15 protein-coding genes are annotated in these 13,977 nt (G+C 71.0%); 6 read left to right on the top strand and 9 right to left on the bottom strand.

What is annotated here, in order from left to right:
- Positions 1-29: 29 nt before the first annotated feature.
- Positions 30-809, bottom strand: a complete 780-nt coding sequence (locus ISO16_RS19625) for an enoyl-CoA hydratase (protein ID WP_072634060.1) — start codon at positions 807-809, stop codon at positions 30-32.
- Positions 806-1,789 (bottom strand): NAD(P)H-dependent flavin oxidoreductase, encoded by a 984-nt coding sequence (locus tag ISO16_RS19620; RefSeq protein WP_072634059.1) that lies wholly within the window; start codon positions 1,787-1,789, stop codon positions 806-808. Before ISO16_RS19620 ends, ISO16_RS19625 begins: the two co-directional genes overlap by 4 nt.
- Positions 1,790-2,037: 248 nt before the next feature.
- On the opposite strand from ISO16_RS19620, the gene ISO16_RS19615 reads away from it, so the two are divergent.
- The 3 genes from ISO16_RS19615 to ISO16_RS19605 are packed head-to-tail and all read left to right on the top strand — an operon-like array spanning position 2,038 to position 4,912.
- The gene (locus tag ISO16_RS19615; protein ID WP_072634058.1) at positions 2,038-3,318 is read left to right on the top strand and encodes a TetR/AcrR family transcriptional regulator; all 1,281 of its coding nucleotides are present in this window, start codon (positions 2,038-2,040) and stop codon (positions 3,316-3,318) included.
- A complete protein-coding gene (locus ISO16_RS19610; RefSeq protein ID WP_083662376.1) occupies positions 3,315-4,433 on the top strand; it encodes an NAD(P)-dependent alcohol dehydrogenase in 1,119 nt (372 codons plus the stop codon). Before ISO16_RS19615 ends, ISO16_RS19610 begins: the two co-directional genes overlap by 4 nt.
- Before the next feature lie 2 nt (positions 4,434-4,435).
- Positions 4,436-4,912 (top strand): DUF4334 domain-containing protein, encoded by a 477-nt coding sequence (locus ISO16_RS19605; protein WP_072634057.1) that lies wholly within the window; start codon positions 4,436-4,438, stop codon positions 4,910-4,912.
- Positions 4,913-5,021: 109 nt separating this feature from the next.
- Here the strand turns inward: ISO16_RS19605 and ISO16_RS19600 are convergent, their stop codons facing one another.
- On the bottom strand, positions 5,022-5,705 hold the full coding sequence (locus ISO16_RS19600; protein WP_072634056.1) for a GntR family transcriptional regulator: 684 nt from the start codon (positions 5,703-5,705) through the stop codon (positions 5,022-5,024).
- Between the two features lie 4 nt (positions 5,706-5,709).
- Positions 5,710-6,861: an acyl-CoA dehydrogenase family protein gene (locus tag ISO16_RS19595; protein WP_072634055.1), complete on the bottom strand. Its 1,152-nt coding sequence runs from the start codon at positions 6,859-6,861 to the stop codon at positions 5,710-5,712.
- A gap of 130 nt (positions 6,862-6,991) precedes the next feature.
- Between ISO16_RS19595 and ISO16_RS19590 the strand changes: the two genes are divergently transcribed.
- Positions 6,992-8,506, top strand: coding sequence for an aldehyde dehydrogenase family protein (locus tag ISO16_RS19590; protein WP_072634054.1), 1,515 nt, complete (start codon positions 6,992-6,994; stop codon positions 8,504-8,506).
- Positions 8,476-9,486, top strand: a complete 1,011-nt coding sequence (locus ISO16_RS19585; protein WP_083662375.1) for an oxygenase MpaB family protein — start codon at positions 8,476-8,478, stop codon at positions 9,484-9,486. The genes ISO16_RS19590 and ISO16_RS19585 overlap by 31 nt, the downstream gene beginning before the upstream one ends.
- Positions 9,487-9,545: 59 nt before the next feature.
- Here the strand turns inward: ISO16_RS19585 and ISO16_RS19580 are convergent, their stop codons facing one another.
- The 4 genes from ISO16_RS19580 to ISO16_RS19565 form a co-directional block, all read right to left on the bottom strand.
- Positions 9,546-11,042 (bottom strand): MFS transporter, encoded by a 1,497-nt coding sequence (locus ISO16_RS19580; RefSeq protein WP_072634052.1) that lies wholly within the window; start codon positions 11,040-11,042, stop codon positions 9,546-9,548.
- A 100-nt stretch (positions 11,043-11,142) separates the two neighbouring features.
- Complete coding sequence (locus ISO16_RS19575) at positions 11,143-11,700, bottom strand: TetR/AcrR family transcriptional regulator (RefSeq protein WP_006947463.1); 558 nt, start codon at positions 11,698-11,700, stop codon at positions 11,143-11,145.
- Positions 11,697-12,305, bottom strand: coding sequence for a recombination mediator RecR (gene recR, locus ISO16_RS19570; RefSeq protein WP_072634051.1), 609 nt, complete (start codon positions 12,303-12,305; stop codon positions 11,697-11,699). The genes ISO16_RS19575 and recR overlap by 4 nt, the downstream gene beginning before the upstream one ends.
- Positions 12,306-12,314: 9 nt before the next feature.
- Entirely contained in the window at positions 12,315-12,638 is a 324-nt protein-coding gene (locus ISO16_RS19565) for a YbaB/EbfC family nucleoid-associated protein (protein ID WP_050034469.1), read from the bottom strand.
- A 76-nt stretch (positions 12,639-12,714) separates the two neighbouring features.
- Here ISO16_RS19565 and ISO16_RS19560 point away from each other — a divergent pair, with 76 nt between their 5' ends.
- On the top strand, positions 12,715-13,473 hold the full coding sequence (locus ISO16_RS19560) for an Rv3717 family N-acetylmuramoyl-L-alanine amidase (protein WP_083662374.1): 759 nt from the start codon (positions 12,715-12,717) through the stop codon (positions 13,471-13,473).
- Here the strand turns inward: ISO16_RS19560 and ISO16_RS19555 are convergent.
- Entirely contained in the window at positions 13,470-13,904 is a 435-nt protein-coding gene (locus ISO16_RS19555) for an SRPBCC family protein (RefSeq protein WP_029547133.1), read from the bottom strand. The genes ISO16_RS19560 and ISO16_RS19555 overlap by 4 nt on opposite strands.
- Between the last annotated feature and the right edge of the window lie 73 nt (positions 13,905-13,977).

Here is a 13,977-nt window from a genome sequence, read left to right as displayed (position 1 = left end):
ACCCGGGCCTGGAAGTATGCGAGCGATCGTCAGGAGAATCGGGGTGGGCGCTTCTCGAGCATGGCCATGGCCGCCTCGGCGAAGTCCGCCGAGGCGAGCAGTTCCGTCTGGCCGCTCTTCTCCCGTGCCAGCGCGTCGTCGAGCCGGCCGAGTGTCGCTGCGGTGAGGGCCCGCTTGGTCAGCTCGAAGGCGCGCCGCGGCATGGTCGCCGTCCGGGCCGCCACGGCGTCGACGTGCGCGGCGAACTCCGCGTCCGGCAGCGTGCGCGCGACGAGGCCGAACCGGTCGGCGTCCGCGGCCGAGACCCGCTCGCCGAGCAACGCCATCTCCGCGGCCCGCGCACGTCCGACCGCGGCAGGAACGAGCAGGCTCGCGCCGCCGTCAGGCATCAGCCCCATGTTCACGAACGACAGCAGGAAGTAGGCGCTCTCCGTGGCGTAGGTGAGGTCCGCCGCGACAGCCATCGACACACCCACCCCCGCGGCCGGGCCGTTGACGGCAGCGATCACTGGCACCGGAACCGTCGCGAGGGATCGGATCACCGCGTTCGCGGCGTCCATGACCTCGGACGGGTCGGCCGGATTCGTCGCCGCCGCAGCGATATCGGCTCCGGTACAGAACGCGGTCCCCTCGCCGGTGAGGACGACGGTGCGAACCCGGGGATCGGCGCCGGCCTCGTCCAGCGCGGCGCCGAGCGCCCGCATGGTCGGCAGGTCCACGGCGTTCATCCGCTTCGGCCGGTCGATGGTCAGACGCAGGATGCCGTCGGCGAGTTCCGACCGCAGCCCCGCGACGGTCGGCGTACTCATGCCCGGACCCCGTGTCCGACGAATCCGCGGAGCCGGTCCTCGATGATCGACTCCGCCTCGGTCACCATGCGGTCGACGAGTTCGGCCACGGTCGGGATGTCGTCGATCAGGCCCTGGCTCTGCCCGGCCGTCCAGATGCCCGCCTCGAGATCGCCGTCCTCGAACACCTTCCGGCCACGCGCGCCGGCGACGAGGTGCGCGATGTCGCCGAACTCGGCTCCGCGCGATTCGATCTCGACGACCTCCGCGCTGATCGAGTTCGCCGCCACGCGGGCGGTGTTGTGGAGGGTGCGGAAGATGAGCCTGGTGTCGCGTTCGGTGTTGGCGACGATCTGTTCCTTGACCGCGTGTGCGACGGGCGACTCGACGGTGCACATGAACCGGGTCCCCATGTTGACCCCGTCCGCGCCCAGGGCGAGCGCGGCGACGAGACCGCGCGCGTCGGCGATGCCGCCCGAGGCGATCACCGGGATCTGCAGTTGCCGGGTGGCCGCGGGGATCAGGACGAGGCCGGGCACGTCGTCCTCGCCGGGATGACCGGCGCACTCGAACCCGTCGATGCTGACGGCGTCGACGCCGACCCGTTCCGCCTTGAGCGCGTGCCGCACGCTCGTGCACTTGTGGACGACCTTGACGCCGGCGTCCTTCAGGTGGGGCAGATGGTCGACCGGGTTGGAGCCGGCCGTCTCGACGATCTTGATGCCCGACTCGATGATGGCCTGCCGGTACTCGGCGTACGGCGGCGGGGTGATCGACGGCAGGATCGTCAGATTGACGCCGAAGGGCTTGTCGGTGAGCTCGCGGGTCCGGGCGATCTCCTTCACGAGGTCCTCGGGCGTCGGCTGGGTGAGCGCGGTCAGGAATCCCAGGGCGCCGGATTCGGCCACGGCGGCGACGAGCTCGGCGCGACCGACCCACATCATCCCGCCCTGGACGATGGGGTGCTCGACCCCGAATGCCTCGGTGAATCGGGTTCTCACTGGACCTCCTCGGATCCTGGACCTGCGCCGCGACGCGCAGGGGACGGACACGTCCGGCACAGCGCCGGGTACCGCGATGACTTCAAGAATTCTCGTTAACTTTCGCGGTGTGCGGTCTGGTTTGTCAAGGGCTCTCCGCAGGCTTTTCCGCAGGGCAGCCCGACGGAATTCGCCGCCGCGGATATGGTGCTGGACGCTAACGTTTGCGATAGGCTGCCGGGATCACGCCCGGCATGGATGGAGGTACGGTGGCGGAGCAGACCCGGACCGGTTCGCGGGCGACGCGGACACGGTCGACCGCCCGCACGTCGACCGAGGCGGCCCCGGCTCCGCGACGGCGGCCGAAGAACCGCAAGGCCCAGATCGCTGCCGTCGCCGCGGAAGCATTCAGCGAACGGGGTTACCACGGTGTCGGGATCGACGAGATCGCCGCCGCGGTCGGCATTTCCGGCCCCGCCCTCTATCGGCACTTCCCCAACAAGTACGCGCTGTTCCGGGACGCCGCGCTGAGCCTGGGCACGACGCTCGGCACGGCCGTCGCCGAGGCGGACGAGGACGCGGTGGACGATCCCGCCGAGCGGCTCGACCGGCTGCTGCTCGCCGCGATCCGCACCACCGTCGAGTGCCGCCGCACCGCCGGGCTCTACCGGTGGGAGAACCGCTACCTGACGGCCGAGGACCGCAGCGAGGTCCGCAGCGTGATCTGGGGCGTCAACCGCCGTGTCGGCGCCGCCCTGGCCGCCCTGCGCCCGGACCTGCCGGAGCCGGACAACGTGTTGCTCAGCGCCGCCATGCTCAGCGTCGTCGGCAGCATCACCGCCCATCGGGCGCCGCTGTCCAACCGCCGGATCGAGCGGTTGCTGCTGGACGCGTGCCGGTCGGTGGCCGCGGTCCGGCTCGAGGCGGCCGGCCCGTCGCGCGCCGCGGCCGTCCGGACCCCCGGCCTCGCCGTCGCCAACAAACGCGAGGTGCTGCTGCACGAGGCGATCCTGCTGTTCCACGCCCGGGGGTACCACGACGTGAGCATCGAGGAGATCGGCGCCGCAGCCGGCATCAACGCCTCCGGGGTCTACCGGCACTTCGCGAGCAAGTCCGACCTGCTCGCCGCGGCCTTCCACCGGGCCGCGGACCGGCTCTCCGTCGCCGTGAACACCGCGCTGGCCGACTCCACGTCTCCGGCCGAGGCGCTGCGCGCCCTCACCGACGTGTACGTCCGGTTGTCCTTCGCCCAGAGCGAGCTGATGTCGGTGTACTTCACGGAGATCGGCAGCCTGCCCGCCGCCCACCGCACCGACCTGCGCAACATCCAGCGGCTCAACGTCGAGGAATGGGCCCGTCTGCTCGCCGACGTCCGGCCGGGCCTGTCCGCGGTCGAGTGCCGATTCCTGGTCCATGCCGCGCTGAACCTCGTGCTCGACATAGGCCGGCTGATGCACTTCGAACCCACCCCGTCCAACGAGAGCCGGGTGCAGCAACTGATGCTGGTCACCCTCCTCGGCAACAGCGCCCCGCGGGAGGCGAACTCGTGACGCACACGGCCACCGCGGCGGTACTGCGCGACTACGGGACGACGCCGCGGGCGGAGCCGATCGAGTTGCCGCCGCTGCGGCCCGACGAGGTCCTCGTCCGGATCGGTGGCGTCGGCATCTGCCACACCGATCTCACCGCCGCCGCCGGCGGGGTCCCGATCCCGCTGCCGGCCGTCCTCGGACACGAGGGTGCGGGCACCGTCGTCGAGATCGGCCCCGACGTCACCGCTCTCGCCGTCGGCGACCCGGTGGTGCTCGGATTCGACTCGTGCCGCACGTGCCGCAACTGCGCGCGCGGCCGCCCGGCCTACTGCACCCGCTTCGCCCCGCTCAACTACGGCGGCCGTCGCCCGGACGGTTCGACCACCCTGTGCGACGCGTCGGGGGCGCCCCTGCACGGGAACTGGTTCGGACAGTCGTCGTTCGCGTCCCTCGCGATCGCCACCGAACGCAACGCCGTGCGCCTGCCGGACGACGTTCCGCTCGTCCCGGCCGGACCGCTGGGCTGCGGGTTGCAGACCGGCGCCGGAGCGGTGCTGCGGGTCCTGCGGCCCGAACCCGGCTCGTCGATCGCCGTGTTCGGTCTCGGCGCGGTCGGCATGGCCGCCGTCATGGCCGCCCGGATCGCCGGGTGCGGCACCGTCGTCGGCGTCGACCCGAACCCGAGGCGGCACGCGCTCGCCCGCGAACTCGGTGCGACGGAGACGCTGAACCCCGACGAGCACCCCGACCCCGGCCGGCGGATCCGCGAGATCACCGGTGGGGGCGTCGATCACGCCGTCGAAGCCGTCGGTACCGAAGCGGTGATCCGGCAGGCACTGGCCTCGCTCACGATCCCCGGCACCTGTGTCACGCTGGGACTGCGCGCCGGCCGGAATCCGGTCACCGTCGACCAGACGCATCTGCTCAACGGGCGCACCCTCACCGGGGTGATCGAGGGGGACGCCGACCCGCACGTGTTCCTCCCCGAACTCGTCCGTCTGTGGCAGCAGGGCTCGTTCCCGGTGGAGAAACTGATCCGCACCTTCCCGTTCGAACGATTCGACGAGGCGCTCGCCGCCGTCCGGGCCGGCGACGTCGTCAAGGCAGTACTCACCTTCGACCCTCAGGAGTGACCATGACCGTGGCCGACGAGCTGGCCGCACTGCGCAGCCGGACCGACGCGATCTCCCCGCGCGAACTCGACGCCCTGTGGACGCGTCTGGAGCCCGCCCGCCTCGACGATCTCATCGGATATCGCTGGCGCGGATTCAGTTTCGACACCGGCCACCGGACCCACACCCTCCTCGGCCGGGCCCGGTGGTACGGCAAGCAGTTCGCCGCCGCCGACGACGTGCAGCCGCTGCTGTGCTACGACACGAACGGGGAACTCTTCTCCGACGTCGACACCGGGCGCGGCGAGGCGAGCCTGTGGGAGATCCGGTTCCGCGGCGAGGTCACCGCCACGATGGTCTACGACGGCATGCCCGTGTTCGACCACTTCAAGAAGGCCGACGACGACACGCTCGTCGGGGTCATGAACGGCAAGGGCAACCTCGTCTTCGACGCGGGCGAACACTACTGGTTCGGCCTCGAACGCGACGTCGCGCTGTAGCGCCCAATCCTGTTGGCAGTGGCCGAATGTCACATCACCTCGGTCTGATCGAAGGAATGTGACATTCGGCCCTCACGACCACCGCAACCACCGCCACCCGGGGTGCGGGTCAGCTGCGAGGTGCGATCCGGTCCAGGTGGGCCAGCAACCGGGCCACCGCGTCGTCGAACTGCACCTCGGTCTGCGCGATCACCTCGGCGCGGTCCCCCCTGCGGAACGCGTCGATCAGCCGGGCGTGCGACGCGACAGCGAGCCGGCCCCAACCCGGATCCGCCGCGTAGAGCCGGTACGGGGTGTAGCGCGCCGCACAGTAGAGAAACCAGGCGAGCTTCGGACTGGCCGCGATCCGGTTCAGGTACCGGTGAAACTCGAACTCCGCGTCGGCGATCCGCTGTGCCTCTCCGGACTCGACGGCCAGGCACAGCGCATCGTTCAGGGCGCTCCACCGCTCGAGGTCCGCGGGTTCCGCGGAGCGCAGCGCGCGCAGGGCCAGTTCCACCGCGATCTGCTTCTGCAGCCAGAAGATGTCGGCCACGTCGCCCCGGTCGAGCGGCGAGACGACGTAGCCGCGGTTGGGTACCGACTGCACCAAGCCCTCGCCGCGCAGCGTCAGCAGCGCCTCCCGGACCGGGGTGACGCTGACCCCGAGTTCGGCGGCGGTCTCGTCGAGCCGCACGAAGTCGCCGGGCCGCAGCGCACCGGAGATGATGAGTCCGCGCAGGTGGGTCGCGACCTCCTCGGAGAGCTGGGGCCGTCGCCGTAGTCCGCGCGACGCTCGGGCCGGTGCCGTCATCGGTCTACAGCCCGTAGCTCTTGCCGATGATGTCGCGCTGGATCTCGTTGGTGCCGCCGAAGATCGTCGACACGATCGTCCTGCGCACGTGGTGTTCCATGTCGAATTCGGTGGCGTACCCGTAGCCACCCATCATCTGCATGCCTTCGAGGGCGGTCGTCTTCGCCACCTCGGTGGCCTTGAGCTTGACCATGGACGCCTCGCGCGGAAACAGCGTGCCCGGGTTGGCATCGACGAGGCGCGCGACGCGGTACACCAGCAGCCGGGTCGCCTCGATCTCGGTGGCCAGGTCCGCGACCCGGTGACGGATCGCCTGGAACGTGCCGACCGGGCGGCCGAACTGCTTGCGTTCGGTGACGAACTGCAGGGCGTCGTCGAAGGCGCGCTGCGCGGTGCCGAGCATCATCGCGGCCAGGATGAGCCGCTCGGTGTTCAGCCCGGCCATCAGCTGGGTCCAGCCGTTGCCGACCTCGCCGACGACGGCGTCCTCCGGCAGGCGCACGTCGGTGAGGTAGAGGTCGTTGACCTCCTTGCCGCCCATGGTGTCGATGCCGCTGATCTTCAGGCCCGGCGTGCCGGCCGGCAGATGGAACATGGTCAGGCCCTGGTGCTTGGCGCCGCTGCGGTCGGTGCGGGCGACGAGCAGGATGTTGTCGGCGAAGTGCGCGTTGGAGCACCAGGTCTTCTGGCCGTTGATCAGCCAACCGTCGTCGATCTTCTCGGCGCGGCAGGTCAGGGCGCCGACGTCGGAACCGGCCTCGGGCTCGGACATGGAGATGGACTGGGACCGGCCCTCGACGATGCCCCCGAGCACGGTCTCCTTCTGCGCTTGCGTGCCGAACTTCTCGTAGGCGGCGCCGGTGATGAGGGTGGGGCCGATGCCGCCGATGGGGGCCATGCCGCGCGTGCTCTGCTCGAGCAGGATGCACAGGTCGACCGTGCTGCCGGCGGACCCGCCGAACTCCTCGGGGACGGTCACGCCGAGCCAGCCGAGGTCGGCCATCTTCCGGTACAGCTCCTGGCTGTGGCTGTGCGTGCCGTGGTCGGTGAGGGCGTCGCGCTGGGCGCGGGTGCCCACCTCACGGCGGCAGAAGTCGGCGACGGCCGCCGCGAAGTCCTGCTGCTCCGGAGTGAACTCGGTGAGGTTGGTGTGCATGGGATCGGCCTCCTGGCCTGGACAAGTAGTGGGGGGTTGTCGACGCCGGGCGCGCCGCCTAGTGTGAGATCCACGACAGTGAATCACATCAAATATATTTGATGCGACCCAGTGAAGGAAGCGTCACTCCATGACCCAGGACCTCAGCACCCCCGGCACGCCGTCGCCCGCTCCCTCGTCCGCCACGTTCACCAGCCTCGACCCGCGCGACGGTTCCGTCCTCGCGGAGTACCCGATCGCCGACGCCACCGACGTGGCCGCCGCCGTCGACCGCGCCCGGTCGGCCGCCCGCTGGTGGGCCGCCCAGGGCTTCCGCGGCCGCCGGGACTGGCTGCTCGAGTTCAAGAAGGCCGTCGCAGCCGACGCCGAGGCCCTCGCGGCCGTCGTCTCCGCCGAGACCGGCAAGCCGCGCGGCGACGCCTTCCTCGAGGTGATGCTCGCGATCGAGCACCTCGACTGGGCCGCCCGCAACGCCAAGAAGGTGCTGCGCCCCCGCAGGGTGCCGTCCGGCCTCGCCAGCGCCAACCAGCACGCCACGCTCGAGTACCAGCCGCTCGGCGTGATCGGCGTCATCGGGCCGTGGAACTACCCGGTCTACACCCCGATGGGCTCGATCTCCTACGCCCTCGCCGCCGGCAACGCCGTCGTGTTCAAGCCGTCCGAACTGACCCCGGGCGTGGGCAGGTGGCTCGAGCAGAAGTGGAACGCGCTCGCTCCCACGCAGCCGGTGTTCCAGGTGGTCACCGGCCTCGGCGAGACGGGCGCGGCACTCGCCCGCTCCGGTGTCGACAAGATCGCCTTCACCGGCTCCGGCGCCACCGCCCGCAAGGTCATGGCCGTGTGCGCCGAGACCCTCACCCCGCTCGTCGCCGAGTGCGGCGGCAAGGACGCGATGATCGTCGCCGAGGACGCCGACCTCGACAAGGCCGTGGAGATGGCCGCGTTCGGCGCGTTCGGGAATGCGGGCCAGACCTGCGCCGGCGTCGAACGCATCTACGTCGTCGAGCCGGTCTACCGGCAGTTCCTCGACAAGCTCACCGCCACCATCGAGCGGGTGCGCCCCGGCGGCACCGACGACGCCAGCTACGGCCCGATGACGCTGCCCCGGCAGATCGACATCGTGCGCGGCCAGATCGACGACGCCCTCGATCACGGCGCCGAGGCCGTCGTCGGCGGTCGCGAGTCGGTGCACGACCGCTACGTCGACCCGGTGATCCTCACCGACGTGCCGGAGCGGTCCTCCGCCGTGTGCGAGGAGACCTTCGGCCCGACGGTGGTGGTCAACAAGGTGCGCGATCTCGACGAGGCCGTCGAGCGCGCCAACGCCACCGACTACGGCCTCGGCGCGTCGGTGTTCACCAAGGACCGCTCCCGCGGCCGCAAGATCGCCGACCGATTGCGCACCGGCATGGTGTCGGTGAACTCGGTGCTCGGCTTCGCGGGCATCCCGTCGCTGCCGTTCGGCGGCATCGGCGAATCCGGGTTCGGCCGCATCCACGGCGCCGACGGCCTGCGCGAATTCAGCCGGCCCAAGTCGGTGACCGTCGAGAGGTTCCGGGCCCCGCTGAACCTGCTCACGCTCGAGCGCACCGCGCGGGACATGAAGATCGCCGCGTGGATGCTCAAGACCCGGCACGGGCGGTGACACCGATGACGTCGACCTCCCCCGACCGCACCCAGGAACGCACGCGCGGCGCGTCCGTCGCCGCCCGCCCCGACGCCCGGACGGAGAAGGCCACCACCTTCCCGGCGCCGAACCGGGACCCGCACGCCGGGCTCGGCCGGTTCGGCTGGCTGAAGGTGATCGAGGGCCTGGACCCGGTGACCCACCATCAGGACATCCTGCGGATCACCGCGGGCTACGAGTTCCCGTGGGACTACCAGCGGTCGCTCGAGTTCGCGCTGTTCCGTACCTACTGCGTGCCGAGCATCTCCGCGCTGCTGGCCCGCACCGGCGAGTTCGAGCACCGCCCGCAGAAGCGCTACGACGACACCGCGATCCTGATGTCCGAGCTCGTCGAGCACGGCTACGACTCCGAACGGGGCCGCGAGTCGCTGCGCAACGTCAACCGGATGCACGGCAGGTACTCGATCGACAACGACGACATGCTCTACGTGCTCTCGACGTTCGTCTACGACCCGATCGACTGGATCGACCGCTACGGCTGGCGGCGGCTGCACCCGCACGAGCGCCTCGCCTCGTTCCACTTCTACCGGCAGGTGGGAATCCGGATGGGCATCAAGGACATTCCGGAGTCCTACCAGGAGTTCCAGCGGTTCAAGCTGGACTACGAGGACGAGCACTTCACCTACAGCGACGACAACCACCGCATCGGCACCTACACCCTGCGGCTGTTCCAGTCGTGGTATCCGAAGGCGCTCGCACCCGCCGTCGCCACCGCGGTGTACGCGCTGATCGACGAGCGGATGGCCGCGGCGTTCGGGTTCCCGCAGGGCTCTGCGCGGGTCCGGGCGGTCGCGGAGGCCGCGCTGCGCGCCCGGTCCGCGGTGGTGCGCCGGCTGCCCAAGCGACGGCTCTCGCGGGCGGCGAGCAACCCCAACAACCGCACCTATCCGGGATATCCGGAGGGCTACCGCCCCCGGGATCTCGGCGTGGGGTACTGATCCGGGGGGAGGGGAGGGCGCCGGCCTGCCGCCCGGGAGGGGTGGCGGGCCGGCGTGCGTCACCCGGCGGGCACCTCGGCGACGTGCTCGGCGGGACGCCGGTTCGCCGCCGGCAGGGCGAGCGCGGCGACGAACACCACCACCGCGCACGTCGCGCACACCAGGTAGGCGATCGAGAATCCCGCCGTGGTGATGCCCCCGTTCGACAGATGCGCCGCGAGAACGGTCGCGACCACCGCGCTGCACACGGTGCTGCCCGTGGTGCGCAGCAGCACGTTGACACCGTTCGCCGCGGCGGTCTGCTCCAGCGGGACCGCGCCCATGATCAGCACCGGCAGCGTGCAGTACACGAGGGTGGTGCCGATGGCGGCGACGCCGAGCGCCACCACCACCGACCACAGCGGCTTGTCCGGCACCGCATGCAGCGAGTATCCGCACAGCAGGAACAGTGCGCCGGCCAGCATGGGGACCTTCGTTCCCCACCGGTCGGACAACCGCGCCGCGACGAGGGAGAACGACATCATCGCGAAGCTCGCCGGCAGCTGGCACAGGGCCGCGAGCAGGATCGGCAGCCCGTAACCGGCGCCGCGGTCCGGGTCGGCCTGCAGCAGCTGCGTGGTGATGAGGGTGTTGCCGTAGAACGCGAACCCGACCAGCAGGGCGGCCAGGTGCGGCATCAGGACGGTGCGCCGCGCCGAGACCCGCAGATCCACGAGGGGGTTGCGGTTGCGCAGCTGCTGGAAGCCCCACAGTCCGAACAGGACCACGGCGGCGGCGAACATCGACAGCACGGCCGGGCTGGTCCAGCCCCAGGTGCTGCCCTGTGTGATCGGGACGAGCAGGCTCACCAGCGCGGCGGTCAGGCCGACCGCGCCGACGCCGTCGAACCGGCCGCCGGTGCGGGTGCGGGACTCCCGGATGAACACCGCGGCCGCGGTCATCACCGCCGCGCCGATCGCGGTGGTGACCCAGAACAGCACGTGCCAGTTCGCGAACTGGACGATGGCCGCGGCGAACGGGATGCCCAGGGCGGTGCCCAGTCCGAGCGTGGAGCTGAGCAGGGCGATCGCCCGTCCGATCCGTTCCCTGGGCAGTTCCTCGCGCAGGATCGACATGCCGATCGGGATGATCGCGGCGCCCGCGCCCTGCAGGCCGCGGGCGGTGATGAGCACCGCGATGTTCGAACTGATCGCGCAGAGCAGCGACCCGACGGTCATCAGGACCAGGGCGACGAGCAGCATGCGCTTCTTGCCGATCATGTCGGCGAGCCGCCCGAAGATCGGGGTCATCACGGCCCCGACGAGCAGCGTGGTCGTCACCAGCCACGACACGGCCGTGGTGTCGGCGCCCGTCAGGGCCGGCATGCTCGGCAGCAGCGGCACCATGACCGTCTGCATGATCGCCTGGAAGATCGCCCCGACCGCGAGGATCGGGAAGACGAAACGCGACGGCCGGGGCGCGACGGCCGTTCCCGACCCACCGGCGGACGCCGCGGCGAGGGGCCGGTCCGGCCGGGACCCGCGCAGCCGGAGGGGGTGGGTGGACACGTACGCCATCGGTCCTCCTCCGCGTGGGGTGAATAATTGTTTACTAGGCTAAGTGAATAGCCGTTTACCCCGCAACAGAGGTGACCCGCGTCTCACCCCGGACCGTCTGTCACTCCGCCCCGTCGAGCAGCTCCTGCACCAGCGGCGCGTACCGCGCCACCACGTCCGGCACCGAACCGGTGGCCCGCTCCCCCAGCATCCGGCGCCGCATGATCGCCAGCCCCATCACCATCGACATCGCCAGCTCCGCGCGCAGCCGCGCGTCCGGACCGGGCAACCGCGCGGCGAGCGCGTCGATCATCTGCTTCGAGTAGTTCTCCCGGAGTGTGCGGTTGCTCTCCTCGCTCGCCCCGCTCATGAACAGGATGTTCATCGAGAGCGGCTTGTACGGCTCGAGCGGCCGGGCCAGCATCGAGACCATCCGCTCCCCCAGCTCCCCGAGCGGGCCGTCGAACAGCACCCGCGCCGCCTCCTGGAAGTCGACCAGGGCGTCGAACAGCTGCTCCTTGGAGCCGAAGTACTTGATGATCAGCGGCGCGCTGACCCCGGCGTCCTCGGCGATGTCCTTGAGGGTGATCTCGCGGTACGGGCGCGTCGCGAACGCCATGCCCGCCGCGTCGAGGATCCGGCGGCGCGTCTGCTCCCCGGTGCGCCTCGGCGCCGTCACAGTGTGCGTCGGCCCGAGAGCGCCCGGCCGAGGGTCAGCTCGTCGGCGAACTCGAGGTCGCCCCCCATGGGCAGACCGGACGCCAGCCGCGTCACCGTCAGGCCGGGGAAGTCCCGCAGCATCCGCACGAGGTACGTCGCGGTGGCCTCGCCCTCCGTGTTGGGGTCCGTCGCGATGATCACCTCGGCGACGTCGACGCCGTCCTCCTGGTTGCCGATGCGGGTGAGCAGCTCGCGGATCCGCAGCTGGTCCGGCCCGATGCCGCTGAGCGGATCGAGCGCGCCGCCGAGCACGTGGTAGCGGCCCCGGAACTCGCGGGTGCGCTCGATGGCCTGCACGTCCTTCGGCTCCTCGACCACACAGATCTGGGTGCGGTCCCGGCGCGGATCGGAACAGATCCGGCAACGCTCCTGATCCGACACCGTGCCGCACACCTCGCAGAACCGGACGCCGTCGCGCACCTGCTGCAGGGCCGCCTGCAGCCGGTCGATCTCCAGCGGCTCGAGCGACAACAGGTGGAACGCGATGCGCTGGGCGCTCTTCGGACCGATGCCCGGCAGCTTGCCGAGCTCGTCGATCAGGTCCTGGACCGGTCCCTCGTACACGTGACTCCTCTAGAAGCCGGGCAGACCGGGGATGCCGCCGCCCAGCCCGCCGGCCAGTGGGCCGAGCTTCTCGGAGGCGATCTCCTGCGCCTTCGCCGACGCGTCGGCGATCGCGCCGATCACCAGGTCCTGCAGCGTCTCCACGTCCTCGGGGTCCACGACCTTCGGGTCGATGTGCAGGCCGACGACCTCGCCGGTCCCCTTCACCGTCGCCGTCACCAGGCCGCCACCGGCCTGGCCGGTCACCTCCGCCTGCGCCATCTCCGCCTGGGCGGCCATCAGCTGCTGCTGCATCTGCTGCGCCTGTGCGAGGAGCTGCTGCATGTCGGGCATTCCACCGGGTTCCAAGGCATGTCCTTTCCGCGGGATTTCGCAACTCAGGGTAGTCCGTCCCCGGTACCGTGACGGCATGCGCGTGCGTGGACTGTCCCGCCGGATCACCGTCGCCGCCACCTGCGTGCTGGCCCTGTCCCTGCCGGGACTGCCCGCGACCGCGAACCAGGACCTGCCGCTGGCCGGTCGCACCGTCTTCCTCGATCCCGGCCACAACGGCGCCAACGACGCGAGCATCGCCACCCAGGTGCCCACCGGTCGCGGCGGCACCAAGAACTGCCAGACCACCGGCACCAGCACCGACTCCGGCTACGCGGAGCACACCTTCAACTGGGACGTGGCCACGCTCGTGCGCGCCGAACTCGAGCGGCTCGGCGCGCACGTGCTGCTCAGCCGGCCCGACGACACGTCCGTCGCCGCCTGCGTGGACCGTCGCGCCGAGGAGGCCAACGCCTCCGGCGCGGACGTCGTGGTCAGCCTGCACGCCGACGGCGGGCCGGCCGACGGCCACGGCTTCCACGTCAACTACTCGGCGCCCCCGCTCAACGAGGTGCAGGCCGGCCCGTCCGTCGCCCTCGCCACCGCCGTGCGCGACGCCCTCGTCGACGCGGGCCTGACCCCGTCCACCTACCTCGGCACCGACGGCCTGCTCGGCCGCGACGACCTGGCCGGGCTCAACCTGGCCCGACGGCCGTCCGTGCTGGTCGAGTTCGGCAACATGCGCAACGCGGCGGACGCCGCGACGATGACCGGCCCCGAAGGGCGGCAGCGCTACGCCACCGCCGTCGTCGCCGGGATCGTCGCGTTCGCCGGCGAACCGGCCGAGGCTCTCTAGTCCAGCTCGCGCTTCAGGTTCGCCAGCACCTGCTCCTGGATCTTGCGCAGCCCGAGCGGCGCGAAGGTCTTCTCGAAGAAGCCGCCGATGCCACCCGCGCCCTTCCACTCAGTCAACGTCACCACGGTCGAACCGGTGCCGTTGGGCACCACGCTCCACGTGGTCACCAGGGACGAGTTCGCGTCCCGCTCGGTGATCGTGCTCCCCGACACCGCCACTCGCGCCTCGACGTCGCGGGCCCGCTTCTTCGTCGCCTGCAGGATCCAGTGCACGACCGTGCCGTCGCCGCGACCACCCGAGAGCACCCGGTAGTCGCGGTACTGCTCGGTGAGGATGCGCGGACGCACCGACTCGTAGTCCGCGAGGGCCTCGAGCACCCGCTCCGGCGCTGCGGCGAGCTGAATCGAACTGCTGGCGCTTACCTGTCCCACTGTTCCTCCTGTGTCTCGTGGGCCGCTCACGTCGCGGCCGTCACCGAGTCCCATCCTGCCTGCTTCATCGTCG

The sequence above is a fragment of the Rhodococcus sp. M8 genome (genome assembly GCF_015654185.1).
In the GTDB taxonomy this organism is placed as follows: Bacteria; Actinomycetota; Actinomycetes; order Mycobacteriales; family Mycobacteriaceae; genus Rhodococcus; species Rhodococcus aetherivorans.
This window is presented reverse-complemented; position numbering and strand designations above follow the sequence as displayed.

Bases quoted from the DNA above. Each gene is read 5' to 3' on its own strand.
- ISO16_RS19625 (WP_072634060.1), bottom strand. From the start codon at position 809: ATGAGTACGCCGACCGTCGCGGGGCTGCGGTCGGAACTCGCCGACGGC.
- ISO16_RS19605 (WP_072634057.1), top strand. From the start codon at position 4,436: ATGACCGTGGCCGACGAGCTGGCCGCACTGCGCAGCCGGACCGACGCG.
- ISO16_RS19600 (WP_072634056.1), bottom strand. From the start codon at position 5,705: ATGACGGCACCGGCCCGAGCGTCGCGCGGACTACGGCGACGGCCCCAG.
- ISO16_RS19595 (WP_072634055.1), bottom strand. From the start codon at position 6,861: ATGCACACCAACCTCACCGAGTTCACTCCGGAGCAGCAGGACTTCGCG.
- ISO16_RS19590 (WP_072634054.1), top strand. From the start codon at position 6,992: ATGACCCAGGACCTCAGCACCCCCGGCACGCCGTCGCCCGCTCCCTCG.
- ISO16_RS19580 (WP_072634052.1), bottom strand. From the start codon at position 11,042: ATGGCGTACGTGTCCACCCACCCCCTCCGGCTGCGCGGGTCCCGGCCG.
- ISO16_RS19565 (WP_050034469.1), bottom strand. From the start codon at position 12,638: ATGCCCGACATGCAGCAGCTCCTCGCACAGGCGCAGCAGATGCAGCAG.
- ISO16_RS19560 (WP_083662374.1), top strand. From the start codon at position 12,715: ATGCGCGTGCGTGGACTGTCCCGCCGGATCACCGTCGCCGCCACCTGC.